18 protein-coding genes are annotated in these 16,327 nt (G+C 69.7%); 13 read left to right on the forward strand and 5 right to left on the reverse strand.

The genetic code is table 11. The features are described 5' to 3' along the window. Nucleotides 1-30: 30 nt before the first annotated feature. Nucleotides 31-339, reverse strand: coding sequence for a putative quinol monooxygenase (locus ASD34_RS07480; RefSeq protein WP_056575026.1), 309 nt, complete (start codon nt 337-339; stop codon nt 31-33). A 209-nt stretch (nt 340-548) separates the two neighbouring features. On the opposite strand from ASD34_RS07480, the gene ASD34_RS07485 reads away from it, so the two are divergent. Further along, a complete protein-coding gene (locus tag ASD34_RS07485) occupies nt 549-839 on the forward strand; it encodes a YciI family protein (protein WP_056575028.1) in 291 nt (96 codons plus the stop codon). Nucleotides 840-869: 30 nt separating this feature from the next. Here ASD34_RS07485 and ASD34_RS07490 read toward each other — a convergent pair whose 3' ends face one another. Then, entirely contained in the window at nt 870-1,952 is a 1,083-nt protein-coding gene (locus tag ASD34_RS07490) for a pirin family protein (RefSeq protein ID WP_056575029.1), read from the reverse strand. A 146-nt stretch (nt 1,953-2,098) separates the two neighbouring features. Beyond that, on the reverse strand, nt 2,099-2,515 hold the full coding sequence (locus ASD34_RS07495; RefSeq protein WP_056575032.1) for a VOC family protein: 417 nt from the start codon (nt 2,513-2,515) through the stop codon (nt 2,099-2,101). Nucleotides 2,516-2,679: 164 nt separating this feature from the next. On the opposite strand from ASD34_RS07495, the gene ASD34_RS07500 reads away from it, so the two are divergent. After that, nucleotides 2,680-4,254: a CYTH and CHAD domain-containing protein gene (locus ASD34_RS07500; RefSeq protein WP_056575035.1), complete on the forward strand. Its 1,575-nt coding sequence runs from the start codon at nt 2,680-2,682 to the stop codon at nt 4,252-4,254. 57 nt (nt 4,255-4,311) lie between these two features. On the opposite strand, the gene ASD34_RS07505 is transcribed toward ASD34_RS07500, so the two are convergent. Beyond that, complete coding sequence (locus ASD34_RS07505) at nt 4,312-4,788, reverse strand: FKBP-type peptidyl-prolyl cis-trans isomerase (protein WP_056575038.1); 477 nt, start codon at nt 4,786-4,788, stop codon at nt 4,312-4,314. Between the two features lie 38 nt (nt 4,789-4,826). Continuing rightward, complete coding sequence (locus ASD34_RS07510) at nt 4,827-5,756, reverse strand: LysR family transcriptional regulator (RefSeq protein WP_056575041.1); 930 nt, start codon at nt 5,754-5,756, stop codon at nt 4,827-4,829. Nucleotides 5,757-5,895: 139 nt separating this feature from the next. Here ASD34_RS07510 and ASD34_RS07515 point away from each other — a divergent pair, with 139 nt between their 5' ends. The 11 genes from ASD34_RS07515 (at nt 5,896) to ASD34_RS07565 (ending at nt 16,326) form a co-directional block, all read left to right on the forward strand. Then, nucleotides 5,896-6,486, forward strand: coding sequence for an NADPH-dependent FMN reductase (locus ASD34_RS07515; RefSeq protein WP_056575043.1), 591 nt, complete (start codon nt 5,896-5,898; stop codon nt 6,484-6,486). Continuing rightward, the gene (locus ASD34_RS07520; protein WP_056575046.1) at nt 6,483-7,337 is read left to right on the forward strand and encodes a pirin family protein; all 855 of its coding nucleotides are present in this window, start codon (nt 6,483-6,485) and stop codon (nt 7,335-7,337) included. The genes ASD34_RS07515 and ASD34_RS07520 overlap by 4 nt, the downstream gene beginning before the upstream one ends. A 90-nt stretch (nt 7,338-7,427) precedes the next feature. Next, nucleotides 7,428-8,633: a M20 aminoacylase family protein gene (locus ASD34_RS07525; RefSeq protein WP_056575056.1), complete on the forward strand. Its 1,206-nt coding sequence runs from the start codon at nt 7,428-7,430 to the stop codon at nt 8,631-8,633. Nucleotides 8,634-8,669: 36 nt separating this feature from the next. Continuing rightward, a complete protein-coding gene (locus tag ASD34_RS07530) occupies nt 8,670-9,653 on the forward strand; it encodes a tripartite tricarboxylate transporter substrate-binding protein (RefSeq protein WP_056575059.1) in 984 nt (327 codons plus the stop codon). Between the two features lie 234 nt (nt 9,654-9,887). Next, entirely contained in the window at nt 9,888-11,030 is a 1,143-nt protein-coding gene (locus tag ASD34_RS07535) for a branched-chain amino acid ABC transporter substrate-binding protein (protein ID WP_056575062.1), read from the forward strand. Nucleotides 11,031-11,040: 10 nt separating this feature from the next. After that, complete coding sequence (locus ASD34_RS07540) at nt 11,041-11,976, forward strand: 4-hydroxyproline epimerase (RefSeq protein WP_056575064.1); 936 nt, start codon at nt 11,041-11,043, stop codon at nt 11,974-11,976. An 11-nt stretch (nt 11,977-11,987) separates the two neighbouring features. Next, the gene (locus tag ASD34_RS07545) at nt 11,988-13,091 is read left to right on the forward strand and encodes an NAD(P)/FAD-dependent oxidoreductase (RefSeq protein ID WP_056575065.1); all 1,104 of its coding nucleotides are present in this window, start codon (nt 11,988-11,990) and stop codon (nt 13,089-13,091) included. Continuing rightward, nucleotides 13,088-13,336: a (2Fe-2S)-binding protein gene (locus tag ASD34_RS07550; protein ID WP_056575066.1), complete on the forward strand. Its 249-nt coding sequence runs from the start codon at nt 13,088-13,090 to the stop codon at nt 13,334-13,336. Before ASD34_RS07545 ends, ASD34_RS07550 begins: the two co-directional genes overlap by 4 nt. Then, nucleotides 13,333-14,607: an FAD/NAD(P)-binding oxidoreductase gene (locus tag ASD34_RS07555; RefSeq protein ID WP_056575067.1), complete on the forward strand. Its 1,275-nt coding sequence runs from the start codon at nt 13,333-13,335 to the stop codon at nt 14,605-14,607. The genes ASD34_RS07550 and ASD34_RS07555 overlap by 4 nt, the downstream gene beginning before the upstream one ends. A gap of 44 nt (nt 14,608-14,651) precedes the next feature. Further along, nucleotides 14,652-15,320, forward strand: a complete 669-nt coding sequence (locus tag ASD34_RS07560; protein WP_056575400.1) for a GntR family transcriptional regulator — start codon at nt 14,652-14,654, stop codon at nt 15,318-15,320. A gap of 79 nt (nt 15,321-15,399) precedes the next feature. After that, nucleotides 15,400-16,326 (forward strand): fatty acid desaturase family protein, encoded by a 927-nt coding sequence (locus ASD34_RS07565; protein ID WP_056575069.1) that lies wholly within the window; start codon nt 15,400-15,402, stop codon nt 16,324-16,326. Nucleotide 16,327: the final 1 nt, after the last annotated feature.

A 16,327-nucleotide genomic window follows, 5' to 3' on the forward strand; every position in this document is an offset into this window, starting at 1 on the left:
GCCGCGTGCGAAGGCAGCGGCGCGGCGGGCTCAGACCGGCTCGAGGATGTGGATGCGCTTGCTCTCGGTGAATTCCTTGGTCTGGGCGCTGAAGGCGGCCATGTGGGGGGCGGCCCCATGGGCCATCAGGGCGGGGAGCGACGCCCATTTCTCGATGACCACGAAGGTATCGGCACCGAAGCTGGCCTTCGACGGCGGAATGCCCTGCGCGTCGACCGTGGCCGCGTATTCGATGCAGCCCTCCTCGGCCAGCACGGCGGCGCGGTTGGCGGCGAAGGCTTCGAGCAGACGGGCGCGCTGGCCGGGCTTGGCGGTGATGACGGCAACGACTTGGATCATGGAACAGGGTCTCCGGTGAAGTGACATGAACAGAGAAATGCAACGAGCGAATCTACGAGATCGCACGCCGGTGCGCAGGTCCGGTGGGCGACAAGGCCGGCATGCACATGCCGCATGCGACAGTTACCCGCGAGACACACACTCGTCCCGCCATGGTCGCGCCGAGGTCCTAGGATGGGGTCTTCTTTCGCATCGACCCGCCGTTTGCCATGTTCATCGTCACCCTGACCTACATCCGCCCGCTCGAGGAACTCGACGCTCTGATGGATGCGCATGTCACCTGGCTGAAAAAGCACTACGCCAGCGGCCTGTTCGTGGCCTCGGGGCGCCAGGTGCCGCGCAAGGGCGGCGTGATCCTCGCGCGCTCGGGCGACCGCGAGGGGCTGGAGGCGGTGCTGGCGCGCGACCCCTTCGTGCAGGGCGGCGTCGCGCGCACCGACGTGATCGAGTTCATCCCCAGCATGACCGCGCTGAACGTCGAGGTGCTGCGCGGCTACTGAGGAAAACCGCGCAGGCGCGCAGCCGGTCGATCAGGCCCCCGGCACTTCCTCGCGCCCGTCCGGGTGCCGTGCAAAGCGCGTGGCCTCGGCGCCGTGCACCGGCGCGGGGTCGGTCCAGGGCCAGCCACCGAATTGCGTGCGGCGGTAGTCGGCCATCGTCTGGCTGATCTCGGCCTGCGTGTTCATCACGAAGGGGCCGTACTGCGCCACGGGCTCGGCGATCGGGCGACCCTGCAGCAGCAGGAACTCGCCGTCGCCCTCGGGGCCGTTCAACAAATCGACCGGCGCGTCGGCGCGCAGCTCGATGGCCGCCGGCCCGGCCACGCGCTGCCCGGCCACCTGCGCGGTCGCGCCCTTGAAGAAATACAGCATGCGCCGCGTGCCCTCGCCCGTGGCGGGCGGCAGCGTCCAGCGCGCGCCGGGCGTCATGCGCAGTGTCCAGATGGCGAGGTCGGCGCCGGCCTGCGCGGCCCACGAGTCGGGCGGCGGCGCGAGCGGGTCGATGGCGGCCTGGGCCAGCGCGCTATCGCCGCCGAAGCGCCCGGCGATCACCGCCACCTCGGTGCGGCCGCCCTGCGCGTCGTCGGAGGCGAAGCGCGGAATCGCCTCCGACCAGAACATCGTGAAGTGCGGCTCGACCATCTTGTTTTTCGCCGGCAGGTTGAGCCAGATCTGGAACAGCTCCAGCGGATTCGGCGCACTCGCGTCGAGCAGCGGGAACATCTCCGAATGCACGATGCCCTTGCCGGCCGTGAGCCACTGCACGTCGCCGCCGCCGAAGCGCGCCGTGGCGCCCAGCGAGTCGGAATGGTCGACCAGGCCCTTGCGCACGATGGTCACCGTCTCGAAGCCGCGGTGCGGGTGCGAGGGAAAGCCCGGCACCGTCTCGCCGTGGTACATGCTCCAGCCGTCGGTGCGGCTGAAGTCCTGGCCGATCTGGCGGCCGGCCAGCGAGGCCTCGGGGCCCATGCGGCCGTTGCCCTTCGGGTACGCGTCGTCGTGGTAGACGCAGAACAGGAACGGGTCGAGCGTCTGCCACGGGAAGCCCAGCGGCTGGACCTGGAGGATGGGAGAGGGGCTGCGGCTCTTTCTGTTGTCGTTGCTGTCGGACATGTCGGTGCTCCTGGGTGAGGTGGACGCGGCCGCCATGCGGGCCGCGCCTGAACCAGGAATATCGGGGCGCCGCCGCCTTTCGGTAGGTGCCTTTCGCGCAACGATCAAGAGCGCATATGGAACGATGGGCATCGTCCGGCCCGCAGTTACTGCGCGGGCATCTCGGCGTTCGGGTCCATGTAGACCAGTTCCCAGATGTGGCCGTCCAGGTCCTGGAAGCCGTGGCCGTACATGAAGCCGTAGTCCTTCGGCTCGCTCGGCGTCGTGCCGCCCGCGGCCACCGCCTTGGCGACCAGGTCTTCGACCTCGGCGCGGCTCTCGCACGACAGGCACACCAGCACCTCGGTGCTCGTGCGGGTGTCCGTGATGGCCTTGGTCGTGAAGGTCTTGAAGTAGTCCTCCATCAGCAGCATCGCGTGGATGCTGCCTTCATGGATGACCATGCAGGCGGCGTTCGCGTCGGTGAACTGCGGGTTGAAGGTGTAGCCCAGCGCGCCGAAGAAAGCCTTGCTCTTGTCGAGGTTCTTGACGGGGAGGTTCACGAAGATCTGCTTGGTGGCCATGGTGTCTTTCCTGTGTCGATGAAGGGTTGGATCGGTGTTTGCCGACGTCTTGTGTACGCCGTCCACAAAAGATATCAAAGAAAATGGACGGTGTCCACATAATTTTTCGAAGCCGTCGAATCGGCCGGCTCCTGTCGCTTTTGCAGGGAAAAAGAGCGGGCATCATGGCCACCATGGAAATCGAGTTCAAGTTCTGCATTCCCGCCGGCCGCCTGAAGGCCGTCGACGCCGCATTGCGGCGCGGCGCCGTCGTGCGCACGCGCCTGCAGGCCCGTTATTTCGACACCGCCGACCAGCGCCTCTCGGGCGACGGCATGGTGCTGCGTCTGCGCAAGGAGGGGTCGCGCTGGGTGCAGACCGTCAAGGCCACCGGCGACAACGCGCTGCACCGGCTCGAACACAACGTCGACCTGGGCACCGGCGCCGCCGTGCCGGCCATCGACCCCGCACGCCACGCCGGCACGCCCGTCGGGGAGCAATTGGCCCGCCTGCTGCAACCGGCCGACGGTGGCGATGCGGTGCCGCTGGTCGAACGTCAATCGACCGACATCGTGCGGCTCACGCGCGACCTGCGCGTGAGCGGCCCGGGCGGCGCCGTGGTCGAGATGGCGCTCGATGTCGGCAAGGTCGTCGTGCACGCGGGCACGCCCGCGCAGCGCAGCTCGCCCGTGTGCGAGCTGGAACTCGAACTCAAGAGCGGCGACGTGCAGGGGCTCGTGACGCTCGCGCGGCGCTGGTCGCAGCAGCACGGCCTGTGGTTCAGCACCGTCTCGAAGGCCGAGCGCGGCATGCGCCTGCTGGCCGAGCAGGAGACCGTGCCCGCCGTCAAGGCCGAGGCGCCGCGCTTTCCTGCCCACGGCCTCGATGGCCGCGCCATCCAGCAGGCCGTGGTCGCGTCGTGCCTCGCCCAGATGCTGCCCAACGCCAGCGAGATCGCTGCGGGCAGCACCGATGAAGAACAGATCCACCAGCTGCGCATCGGCATCCGCCGCCTGCGCACCACGCTGCGCGAACTCGCGGGGCTCGACGCCGACACGAGCTGTTTCGACGCCGCCACATGGGAACCGCCGCTGGTCGATGCCTTCCGCGCACTGGGCGATCTGCGCGACCGCGAACAGGTCGTGAAGCTTGCCCAGCCGCGACTGCGTGACGCGGGCGCGCCGGAGGTCGATCCGCTGGCGGGCGATGCAGCGCCGCCGGCATCGTCACCCGGCGACATCGTGCGCGCCGCCGCGTTCCAGAACGTGCTGGTGTCGCTGATCGGCTTCACTGCGACCGCGACTGCTTCGAAGCCGGAAGATCAGGTGCCACTTGCCGCCGACGAGGCCCGCCAGCAGCTGCGCGAACGGCTCCAGCGTTTGCACAAGCAGGCCGTGCGCGACGGCCGCCGCTTCGAGTCGCTCGCCACCGAAGACCAGCACCGCGCACGCAAGCGGCTCAAGCGCCTGCGCTACCTGGCGGAGTTCGCGGCGCCGTTGTTCGCCAAGGCGGAAGGTGGCAAAAAGAAAAAGGACGCAGCCGAGCGTTACCTGAAAGCCCTGCGCCCCGCGCAGGACGCGCTGGGCGAGTTCAACGACGAGGCGGTGGCGCTCGCGCTGTACCGTGAGGTCGCGGTGCGCGACCCGCGCGCGTGGTTCGCGGTGGGCTGGTTCAGCGCGCGTCGTGCAGCGGGTGCGACGGCGTGTCGCAAGGCGCTGGAAGAGATCGGCGGGGCGCCGAGGTTCTGGAAGAAGAAGTAGCAACCCGCTGTCGAAGCGAACCGGGCCGCGAGGCCCCGCCACTCGTCAGCGACTCACTCAGTGATGGTGCCCATGCGCCCCATGCACATGCCGGTGCTCGATCTCCACCGGCAGCGCCGCGCGCACGTCCGTCACCTGCAGGCTGAACTTCAGCGCCTTGCCGGCCCAGGGGTGGTTGCCGTCGAGCAGCACGACCGGGCCCTTGATTTTGGTCACGGTGAAGACGTGTTCGGTGCCGTCGTCGAGCCGGCCCTGCAGCTGGCCGCCGACCTTCACGCCCGGCGGGAACTCGGTCTTGGGAATGGTGCGCACCAGCGTTTCGTCGCGCAGGCCGAAGGCATCTTCGGGGGCGAGGTTCAGCGTGGTCTGGTAGCCCTTTTCCTGGCCGTCGAGCGCCTGCTCGATCTTGGGCAGGGTGTTCTCGTAACCGCCATGCAGGTAGGCCATCGGCTCGGGGCTGGCTTCGATGAGCTTGCCCTGGGCGTCGGCGACTTTGTACTTGAGGGTGACGACGGTGTCTTTTTCGATTTTCATGGCGGGCATTTTCTGTGGAAATCGATCCGCGTCCGAAGTCAGGTCATCCGCGCCCGCCACACATCCGGCAACGCCTCCTCCTCCCGCAGCTTCTGCGTCACCATCCCGATGAATGCCGACACCGCCCGCGGCAGGTGCTTGCGGCTGGGGTAGACCACGCTGAGCCCGTGCCCGGTGCGCTGGTACTGCGGCAGCACCGGCACCAGCCGCCCCGCCTCCACGTCGAGCCGCCCCATGGCGGGCGGCAGCAGCGCGATGCCCAGGCCGGCGATGGCGGCCTTGCGCAAGGCCTGCGCGGTGTTGCCGCTGAAACGGCCGCCCACCTGCACTTCTTCTTCCTTCCCCTCGGGCCCGGTCAGGCGCCAGGTGGTGCGGCCGCTGGGGTGGGCGGGGGTCACGCAGTCGTGGTCGGCCAGCTCAGGCAGCGTGGCGGGCGTGCCGCGCGCGGCCAGGTAGGCGGGGCTGGCGACGAGGCCGTCGGTGCGCGGGCCGAGCAGCTGGCGGGCGACGTACCCCGAGTCGGCCAGCGCGCCGCCACGGAAGGCGATGTCGATCTGCTCGGCGATCAGGTCGGCCTTGGCGTCACTGAGCACGAACTCGACGCGCACCAGCGGGTACGCGGCCAGGAAGTCGGCCACCCAGGCCATGGGGAAGAAGTCGAAGAAATCGGCGGTGGCGGCCACGCGCACCCGGCCGCTGGGCTCCTGGCTGCCGGTGATGAGCGCCTGCCCGGCCTCGACCAGCCCGTCGACCGCCTCCGCGCACTGTTCGTGAAACGCCTGCCCGGCGCCAGTGAGCGTGAGCTTGCGGGTCGATCGCTGCAACAGCCGGGTGCCCAGCTGCGACTCGAGCTGCTGGATGCGCCGGCTCACGGTGTTGGGCGGCAGACCCAGCCGGCGGCCGGCCTCGGCAAAGCTGCCCTGGCGCACCACCTGCACGAAGACGGCGATGTCGTTGAGGTCGAGCATGGCGGAGTCGATTCCTTCTGTTGGTGGATGAGTGCAATCCGACTCTACCGTCTAGTCGATTAATGCGTGCGTGCCTAACCTTCGGTCCATGGCCTTTCCGGCCTTCGACCACCCCATTTCATCCAGGAGCACACACCTCATGACCGGACAGCAACAACAACCCCGCATCGGCATCGTCATCGCCTCGACCCGCGAAGGCCGCTTCGGCGAGAAGCCCGCGCAGTGGATCCACGAGATCGCGAAGCAGCGCACCGACCTGGCTTTCGAGCGGGTCGACCTGCGCGACCATCCGCTGCCCTTTTTCAACGAAGCCGGCGCGCCCGCCTGGGGCCCGGTGAAGAACGAGGCCGCGCAGCGCTGGCAGGCCAGGCTGGCCACCTTCGACGGGCTGATCATCGTCACGCCCGAGTACAACCACGGCCCGAGCGCGGTGCTGAAGAACGCGATCGACTGGGCCTACAAGGAGTTCATCCGCAAGCCGATCGGCTTCGTGGGCTACGGCGGCGTGGGCGCGGCGCGCGCGGTGGAACAGCTGCGGCTGGTCGCGGTCGAGATGCAGATGGCGCCGGTGCGCCACGCGGTGCACATCGGCATGGTCGAGTTCCTGGGCATCTGGCAGCAGGGCAAATCGTTCGACGACTTCCCGCACCTGGCGCAGTCGGCCACGGGCCTGCTCGACGACATGGCGTGGTGGACCCGCGCACTGAAGACCGCCAGGGAGGCCGCATGACCACCGCTGTTGCCACCGACACCCGCGCCATCGTCTACCGCACGCGCGGCGCCAGGCACGGGCCGATCACGCGGCTCATGAGCCCCGGCGACCTGGGCGAATACCTCAAGCCCTTCGTGTTCCTCGACCTGTTCGGCTTCGATGTCGATGGCGGCCACAAGGGCTTCGGCCTGCACCCGCACTCGGGCATCGCCACGCTGACCTGGCTCATCGAAGGCGACACGCGGTACGAGGACACGACCGGCGAACAGGGCGTGCTGCGCGGCGGCGGCGTCGAGTGGATGCGCGCGGGCAACGGCGTGTGGCACACGGGTGCACCGGCGCCGGGCGTGACGCGCGTGCAGGGCTTCCAGCTCTGGGTGGCGCTGCCGGCCGCTGAAGAAAACGCGCCCGCGCAGAGCATGTACCTTGCGCCTTCTCAGGTGCCGCAGGAGGGCCCCGCGCGCGTGCTGCTCGGGCGCTACGGCGCGGCGCAGAGCCCCATTCCGGCGCCCTCGCCGATGAACTACCTGGCCGTGCAGCTGAAGGACGGCGAACGCTGGCGCTACACGCCGCCCGCCGGCCACACGGTCGGCTGGGTCGCGGTGAACGCGGGCCGGCTCGATGCGGGCGACGGCACCGGCGGCCCCATCGGCACGGGCGAGCTTGCGGTGTTCGAGGAGTCCGACACGGCGCTCGATTTCGTGGCGCAGGGCGACACGGCCTTCGTGCTCGGCTCGGCGGTGCCGCATCCGCACGACCTGGTGATGGGCCACTACTCGGTGCACACGAGCCGCGCGACGCTCGACCGGGGCGAGGCCGAGATCCGCCGCATCGGCGCGAAGCTGCGCGAGGAAGGCCGGCTGGCCTGATCGGCCGGGCCTCGCGTAAGCCAGCATGCGCCGCGCGGGCGGCTGCGACAGAATCGTTCGCTTCCTGTTTCGAACGATCTCGCAGCCGCCATGAATCTCGTCGACGCCTTCGCCGCCCACGCCACCCGTTTCGTCGACATCCGGCGTGACATCCACGCCCACCCCGAGCTGGGTTTCGAGGAGCACCGCACCTCCGAGAAGGTCGCGAGCCTGCTGACCGAATGGGGCATCGAGGTGCACCGCGGCATCGCGGGCACGGGCCTGGTCGGCGTGCTGCGCAAGGGCACAAGCCAACGCACCATCGGCCTGCGCGCCGACATGGACGCCCTCCCCTTGCACGAGGCCAACGACTTCGCCCACAAGTCCACGCACGCGGGCCGCATGCACGCCTGCGGCCACGACGGCCACACGACGATGCTGCTGGCCGCTGCCTGGCACCTGTCGCAGCAAGGGCCTCATGACTTCGACGGCACCGTGCATTTCATCTTCCAGCCCGCCGAGGAGATGGGCAAGGCCGGCGCGAAGAAGATGATCGACGAGGGCCTGTTCGAGCGCTTCCCGTGCGATGCGGTGTTTGCGCTGCACAACTTCCCGGTCGGCGACGTGGGCCGCTTCGCGCTCAATGAAGGCGCGCTGATGGCGTCGAGCAACACCTACAAGATCACGCTGCGCGGACGCGGCACGCACGCCTCGATGCCGCACACCGGCATCGATCCGGTGGCTGCGGTGGTCACGTTGGCGCAGCAGTTGCAGACCATCGTGGCGCGCACCATTCCGAGCACCGAACGTGCCCTGCTCGCGGTCACGCAGCTGCAGGGCTCCGACGCGCCCAACGTGATTCCCGACGAGGCCTCGGTGGGCGGCACGGTCCGCACCTTTTCCGTCGACGCCATCGACAAGATCGAGGCGCGCCTGCGCGAGGTGGCGCAGGGCGTGGCCATGGCGCACGGCTGCACGGCCGACATCTTCTTCCGTCGCTCGTCGCCGCCGGTGGTGAATCATCCGGCCGAGGCGCGCTTTGCCGCCGGCGTGATGCGCGAGGTGGTGGGCGACGACATGGTCACCGACAACTTCCCCGCCGTGATGGGCGCCGAGGACTTCGCGCACATGCTGCTCGCGCGGCCCGGCTGCTATGCGTTCCTGGGCAATGGCGACGGCGACCACCGGCTCGACGGCCACGGGCCCGGCCCTTGCATCATCCACAACACCTCGTTCGACTTCAACGACGAGATCATCCCGATCGGTGCCAGCTACTTCGTGAAGCTGGTGCAGCGCTGGCTGCCGTCGGGCACCTGACCCATTTTTTTGTTGACGATGAAAGCGGCCACAACGATGACTTCCACCCTGTTCACCCGACGTTCGCTGGCTGCCGTGGCAGCCGCCCTTGCCTTCGGCGGGTTCGGCCTTGGTGCCCACGCACAGCAGTCGCAGCGCGTGATCCACATCATCGTGCCCTTCGGCACCGGCGCGGTGCAGGACACGGTGGCGCGCGCCTTCAACAACGAACTGGGCGCTGCACTCGGCGGCAGCGCCATCGTCGAGAACCGCGCGGGCGCGGGCGGCACGGTGGGCGCGGCGATGGCGGCCAAGGCGCCGGCCGACGGCAACACGCTGGTGCTGGCGGCGGCCAGCCACAACATCGCGGGCTTCCTGTACAGCAAGCTGCCCTACGACCCGCTGAAGGACTTCGTCGGCGTGGCCAACGTGGGCAACGCGGGCTATGTGCTGGCGGTGGCCAGCGGCATGAACGTGGCGAGCACGGCCGACTTCATCAAGGAGGTCAAGGCCAACCCCGGCAAGTACAACTATGCCTCGGCTGGCAACGGCAGCGCCACGCACCTGGCGATGGCGTCGTTCCTCGCGAAGGCCGGCCTGCAGATGACGCACATCCCGACCAAGTCGACCGGCGAGGCCGTGAACGAAGTGCTCGCAGGCCGTGTGCAGGCGGTGATCTCGTCGAGCATCGGCGTGATGGGTTTCCAGGACGACGCGCGCGTGAAGCTGCTGGCCTCGACGGGCCAGTCGCGCAGCCCCTTCCTGCCCAAGCTGCCGACGGTGGGCGAGAGCGGCCTGCCGGGCTACGCCTTCGATTCGTGGATTGGCCTCTTGGCGCCGGCGGGCACGCCGAAGGCCGAGGTCGAACGCATCAACGCGGCGGCCAACAAGGTGCTGGCCGATCCGGCGATCCAGGAACGCTTCAAGCGCCTGGGCGTGGAGCCGCGCAGCCAGAGCGCCGAGGCTTTCCAGAAGCTGCTGCGTGCGGATTGGGAGGCGATGGGGGCGGTGGTGAAGGCGTCGGAGGCCAAGGTCGACTGACCTTTTTGGGGCGCTCCTGTTCGCGGGCATGCCGGGCGCTGTCGTTGTGCTGGCCGTCCACGGGATCGCCGCCCTGAGCGGCCTGTCGTTCATGGATATCACAGAAGCCCGCCGCCCGGAAGAGCGCTTGCCCCACAGATATCTACAAGATATGTACTTAATATATTTAAACTGCGACAGGTCGCCGTGGAGTCGGCCCTGTCGTTTTCATTGTTCTTAACCCTAGGACGAAGCATGAAGTCACAAGCAGGCATGGTTCCCTCACTCAGTCTCGCGGGCCTGGTTGCCCTGGCGGTGGCAAGCCCCGCGCATGCGCAGGAGCAGGTGGTCAAGATCGGTCACAGCGGCCCGCTGTCGGGGCCCAACGCCTTCGCGGGCAAGGACAATGAAAACGGCGTCCGCCTCGCCATCGAGGAACTCAATGCGAAGAAGCTCAGCGTCGGCGGCAAGACGCTGAAGTTCGAGCTGATTTCCGAAGACGACCAGTGCGACGCCAAGACCGGCGTGAGCGTGGCGCAGAAATTCGTCGACGACGGCATCAAGTTCGTCATGGGCCCGTACTGCTCGGGCGTGGCCATTCCGGCCTCGCGCATCTACAGCGACGGCGGCACGCTGGTCTCCACCGTGGGCACCAACCCCAAGGTCACGCAGGGCGGCTACAAGAACCTGTACCGCATCATCGCCAGCGACAACCAGATCGGCGGCGCGATGGCGGTGTACGCGGCCAAGGAACTGAAGGTGAAGAAGGTCGGCGTGATCGACGACCGCACCGCCTTCGGCCAGGGCCTGGCCGAAGAGTTCACCAAGGAGGCGAAGAAGCAGGGCCTGGCCATCGTGGGCCAGGAGTTCACCACCGACAAGGCCGTCGATTTCACCGCCATCCTCACCAACATGAAGGGCAAGGCGCCCGAGGCCATCTTCTTCGGTGGCTATGCCCCGCAGGCCGCGCCCATGGCACGCCAGATGAAGCAGCTGGCCGTGCCCGGCAAGCTGCTGGGCGGCGACACCGTGTGCAGCCCGGCCACCGGCAAGATCGGCGGCGACGCGGTGAACGACCTGGTGTTCTGCGCGCAGGGCGGCTCCATGCTCGAGAAAGCGCAGAGCGGCCCGGCCTTCAAGGAGAAGTTCAAGAAGCGCTTCAACATCGATCCCGATGCGTACGCCGCTTCGTACTACGACCAGGTGCTGTTCATCGGCGAGTCGATGAAGAAGGCCAACACCATCGACCCCGACAAGGTCGGCGCCGAACTCTACAAGACCACCTACAAGGGCGTGGCCGCCACCTACGCGTACGACGACAAGGGCAACATGAAGCAGGCGCCCATCACCGTCTTCACGTTCAAGAACGCGGCCCCCGTCCCCATCGCCAGCTACTGAGCCCCCACGCATGCAACGCATCCAGGTCATCGACTCCCACACGGGCGGCGAGCCCACGCGCCTTGTGATCGGCGGCTTTCCCGATCTGGGGAAGGGCTCCATGGCCGAGCGCCGCGCGCTGCTGGCCGAGCAACACGACAAGTGGCGCGCGGCCGCCGTGCTGGAGCCGCGCGGCAGCGACGTCGTGGTCGGCGCGCTGCTGTGCGAGCCGGTGTCGCCCGGTGCGGCGGCCGGTGTGGTCTTCTTCAACAACGCCGGCTACCTGGGCATGTGCGGCCACGGCACCATCGGGCTGGTCGCGAGCCTGGCACACATGGGGCGCATTGGCGTGGGCGAGCACCGCATCGAGACGCCCGTGGGCACGGTCACGACCACGCTGCATGAAGACGGCTCGGTGAGCGTGCGCAACGTGCCCGCCTACCGGCACCTGCACCGGGTGGCGGTCGAGCTGCCCGGCCACGGCACTGTGCGCGGCGACGTGGCGTGGGGCGGCAACTGGTTCTTCCTCGTGAGCGAGCACGGCCAGCGCGTGGCGAGCGACAACCTCGCGGCGCTCACCGACTACACGGCCGCCTTGCGCAAGGCGTTGGCCGCGCAGGGCATCGCGGGCGCGGACGGCGCGGAGATCGACCACATCGAACTCTTCGCCAATGAAGACGACGGCGCCGACAGCCGCAACTTCGTGCTGTGCCCCGGCAACGCCTACGACCGCTCGCCCTGCGGCACCGGCACCAGCGCCAAGATCGCCTGCCTCGCGGCCGACGGCAAGCTCGCGCCGGGCGCGGTGTGGCGGCAGGCCAGCGTGATCGGCAGCGTCTTCGAGGCCAGCTACACGATGGACGGCGACCAGGTCATTCCCACGCTGCGCGGCCGCGCGCACATCAGCGCCGAGGCCACGCTGCTCATCGACGACGAAGACCCCTTCGGCTGGGGCATCCAGCTCTGACAGCGGCGCGCATGGATGCGGACGTCATCGTCATCGGCGCCGGCATCGTCGGCGCGGCGTGCGCCCATGCGCTGGCGCAGGCCGGGCGCCGCGTGTGCGTGCTCGATGCGCGCCTGGGTGGTGCCACCGGCGCGGGCATGGGCCACCTCGTGGTGATGGACGACAACGCGGCCGAGCTCGAACTCAGCCGCCATTCGGTCGCGCAATGGCGTGCCCTGGCGCCGCGCCTGGGCGCCGACTGCGCCTACAGCCCTTGCGGCACGCTCTGGATCGCGGCGAACGACGAGGAAATGGCCGAGGCCGAACGCAAGCAGCAGCGGCTGGGGGCGCTCGGCATCGAGAGCCGGCTGCTGACGGCGGCCGAACTCGCGCGCGCCGAACCCGCCCTGCGCGCCGGCCTGTCAGGTGCGCTCGAAGTGCCGGGCGACGGCATCCTCTATGCGCCGAATGCGGCGCGCTGGCTGCTCGCGCAGCATGCCGCGCTGGTGCAGGTCGAACACGCGAAGGTCGAGGCCATCGAGGGCAACGGCACGCTGCGCCTGGCCGACGGCAGCCGCCGCACCGCGCCGCAGGTCGTGCTCGCCAACGGCATCGAGGCGACGACGCTGTGCCCCGAGCTGCCGATCCGCCCGAAGAAGGGCCACCTGCTCATCACCGACCGCTACCCGGGCACGGTGCGCCACCAGCTCGTCGAGCTCGGCTACGTGACCAGCGCGCACCACAGCGACGGCGACTCGGTCGCCTTCAATGTGCAGCCGCGCCCCACGGGGCAGCTGCTGGTCGGCTCGTCGCGCCAGTTCGACACGACCGACCTGGCCGTCGAGGCACCGATGCTCGCGCGCATGCTGCAGCGCACGCTCGACTACCTGCCAGGGCTCGCCGACCTGAACGCCCTGCGCGCCTGGACCGGCTTGCGCGCCGCCTCGCCCGACGGCCTGCCGCTGCTGGGCAGGCACCCGTGGCGCGAGAAGCTCTGGCTCGCGGTCGGCCACGAAGGCCTGGGCGTGACCACGGCGCCGGGCAGCGCGCATGTGCTCGCGGCGCTGATGACCGGCACGACACCCGATTTCGACGCCGCGCCGTATGCGCCGCGCGGCCTGCGGGAGAGGGCATGAGCAATCAGACCTTGTTGCACATCGACGGACAGCCCGTGCGCGTGAAGGCCGGCAGCTCGGTCGCCGCCGCCTTGCGCATCGCCGGCGGCATGGGCGCGGCGCGCACCTCGGTCACGGGCCAGCCGCGCGCGCCGTTCTGCGGCATGGGCGTGTGCCAGGAATGCCGCGTGCAGATCGACGGGCGGCGCCGGCTCGCCTGCCAGACCGTGTGCGCCGAGGGCATGCGCGTGGAGACCACGGCATGAGCGGCGTCACGCTTGAAGCCTGCGATGTGCTGGTCGTCGGCGCGGGCCCTGCGGGCATGGCCGCGGCCGTGGCGGCGGCGCCCAGCGGCGCGTCGGTCGTGGTGATCGACGACAACCCTGCGCCCGGCGGACAGATCTGGCGCGACGGCCCCGGTGCGTCTTTGCCGCCGGCGGCGCGCCAGTGGCGCGAGGCGCTCGCACGCCACGCGAACATCCGCGTGCGCAGCGGCACGCGCGTCGTCGCTGCGCCAGCCTCCCACGAATTGCTGCTCGAAGACGCCGAGGGCCCGACACGCATGCAGTGGCAAAAACTGATCCTTTGCACCGGCGCGCGCGAACTGCTGCTGCCCTTTCCCGGCTGGACGCTGCCCGGCGTGACGGGCGCGGGCGGCCTGCAGGCGCTGATCAAGGCGGGCCTGCCGGTCGAGGGTGAACGCATCGTCATCGCGGGCAGCGGGCCCTTGCTGCTGGCCGTTGCTGCCACCGCCAAGGCCGCGGGCGCGCAGGTGCTGCGCATCGCGGAGCAGGCCTCGTTCGCTTCGGTCGCGGCCTTCGGTGCCCGCCTCGTGCGCTGGCCCGGCAAGGCCGTGCAGGCGCTCACGCTGGCCGATGCGCGCTACCGCACGGCGTCGCGCGTGGTCTCGGCGCAGGGCACGGCGCAGGTCGAATCGGTGCGGCTGCGCCAAGGCAGCCGCGAGGTCGAGATGGCCTGCGACCGCATCGCCTGCGGCTTCGGCCTCACGCCGAACACGCAACTGGGCCAGTTGCTCGGCTGCGCGCTCGCGGGGCCGGGGCTCGCGGTCGATGCCTTGCAGGCCACGAGCGTCGCGGGCATCTACGCGGCCGGCGAATGCACCGGCTTCGGCGGCAGCGAGCGCGCGCTGGTGCAGGGCACCATCGCAGGCCATGCGGCCGTCGGCGAGGCTGCGAAGGCCCGCGCGCACGACCGTGAACGCGTCCGCTGGGCCGTCTTCGCCGCGCAGCTGCACCGCCGCTTCGCGCTCGCCGACGACCTCAAGGCCCTGTCCCGTCCCGACACGCTCGTGTGCCGCTGCGAGGACGTGCCTTTTGCCGCGCTCTCGTCCTGCACCGGCTGGACCGACGCCAAGCTGCACCGCCGCTGCGGCATGGGCGCCTGCCAGGGGCGCGTGTGCGGCGACGCGGCGCAGTTCCTGTTCGGCTGGACGCCGCCCGCGCCGCGCCCGCCGCTGATGCCGGTCCGCATCGAGACACTGGCCGGGCTCGCAGCGCCCGGCGACGCCCGACAATGACGGCCCCGCCCCTGTACACGCACGAGCACCTGCACATCCCTACCATGGCCGCCCCGAAGACTGTCACCCGACCCCCGCCCAAGCGCCGCGCGGCCGACCTGGCCTACGACGCCATCGAGGCGCTGCTGTCCACCATGCAGCTGGAGCCCGGCAGCCAGATCGTCGAGGCCGAGCTGGCCGAGCGCACGGGTCTGGGCCGCACGCCGGTGCGCGAGGCGCTGATGCGCATGGTGTCGATCGGCCTCATCGTGCAGCAGCCGCGCCGCGGCCTGCTGGTGTCGACCATCGACCTGGCCGACCACCTGGACGTGATCCAGACCCGCCGCGTGCTCGAACAGCTGATTGCCGCCTGCGCCGCGCGCCGCGCCACCGCGCCGCAGCGCCAGGCCATCGTGCGCTGCGCCGAGGCCATGGTCGAAGCCGCGGGCCGCGGCGACCTGACCGACTACATGCACGCCGACCGCGCGCTCGACCTCGTCACCCACCACGCGAGCCACAACGACTCGGCGGTGAAGGCGGTGGTGCCGCTGATCGTGCAGTGCCGGCGCTTCTGGTACGCCTACCAGCACGAAGGCGAGATCGTCGAGGGCGCCAACGCGCACCTCGAACTGGCGCAGGGCATCGCCACCGGCGACGAGGCCGCGGCCATCGCGGGCGCCGAGCGGCTCATGGACTACCTCGAAGTCTTCGCCCGGAAAATCATCGACAAGTAGGCCGAAGGGCCTCGCTCCCGGTCGCGCACACCGGGGAACTACGCGTGATCTGCCGGCGCCTTCGCCGCATACTGGCCCGATGGCCGCTGCACCCCGCGCTCGACCCGAAGACTTCTTCTCCCCCGACGAATGGCAATCGCTCACCACGCGTTCGTCGTGGCGGGGCCTGTGGCTGGTGGCGCACTGCTGGGGCGTGATCGGCGCTGCGATGGCGGTGGGCATCGTGTGGCCGTGGACCATTCCGCTCGTGGTGCCGATCGTCGGCACGCGACAGCTGGGCCTGTTCATCCTCATGCACGACGCCGCGCACGCGGGGCTGCACCGCAACCGCAAGGTCAACGACTGGGTCGGTTACTGGCTGTGCTCGCCCACGCTGCGCGACTACCGGCCGTATCACCTGCAGCACCACCGCTTCGTGCAGCAGACCGAAGACCCGGACCTCGTGCTGTCGGCGCCCTTTCCGATCTCGCGCGCCTCGATGTGGCGCAAGGTCGTGCGCGACCTGAGCGGGCAGACCTTCTACAAGCAGCGCTTCGGTCACATCGCCGACGCCCTGCGCCAGCGTGCGCCCGGTGAATCGGCGCTGCGGGTGTTCGGGCGCGCGCTGGCGAAGGACAAGCGCTTCCTCATCGGCAATGCCCTGGGCCTGTTGGCCTTCGCCGCGGCGGGCTTCTGGTGGGCCTGGATGCTGATGTGGCTGCTGCCGATGGCGACCTGGCTGCCGCTCGTGAGCCGCGTGCGCAACATCGCCGAGCATGCGCTGGTGGCGCAGAACGAGGCCGACCCGCTGCGCCAGGCGCGCACCACGCACGCCGGCTGGCTCGAACGCATCTTCGTGGCGCCCTACTGGGTCAACTACCACTGCGAGCACCACATGTTCACCAGCCTGCCCTGCTGGGCGCTGCCGAAGGCGCACCGCCTGCTGCAGCGCCAGGGCGCGACCGTGCGGATGGAAGTGCAGCCCGGCTACCTGAACCTGCTGCGCCGCGCCGCGCCGGTGGGCTGAA

The organism is Variovorax sp. Root473 (assembly GCF_001426505.1).
Lineage (GTDB): Bacteria > Pseudomonadota > Gammaproteobacteria > Burkholderiales > Burkholderiaceae_C > Variovorax.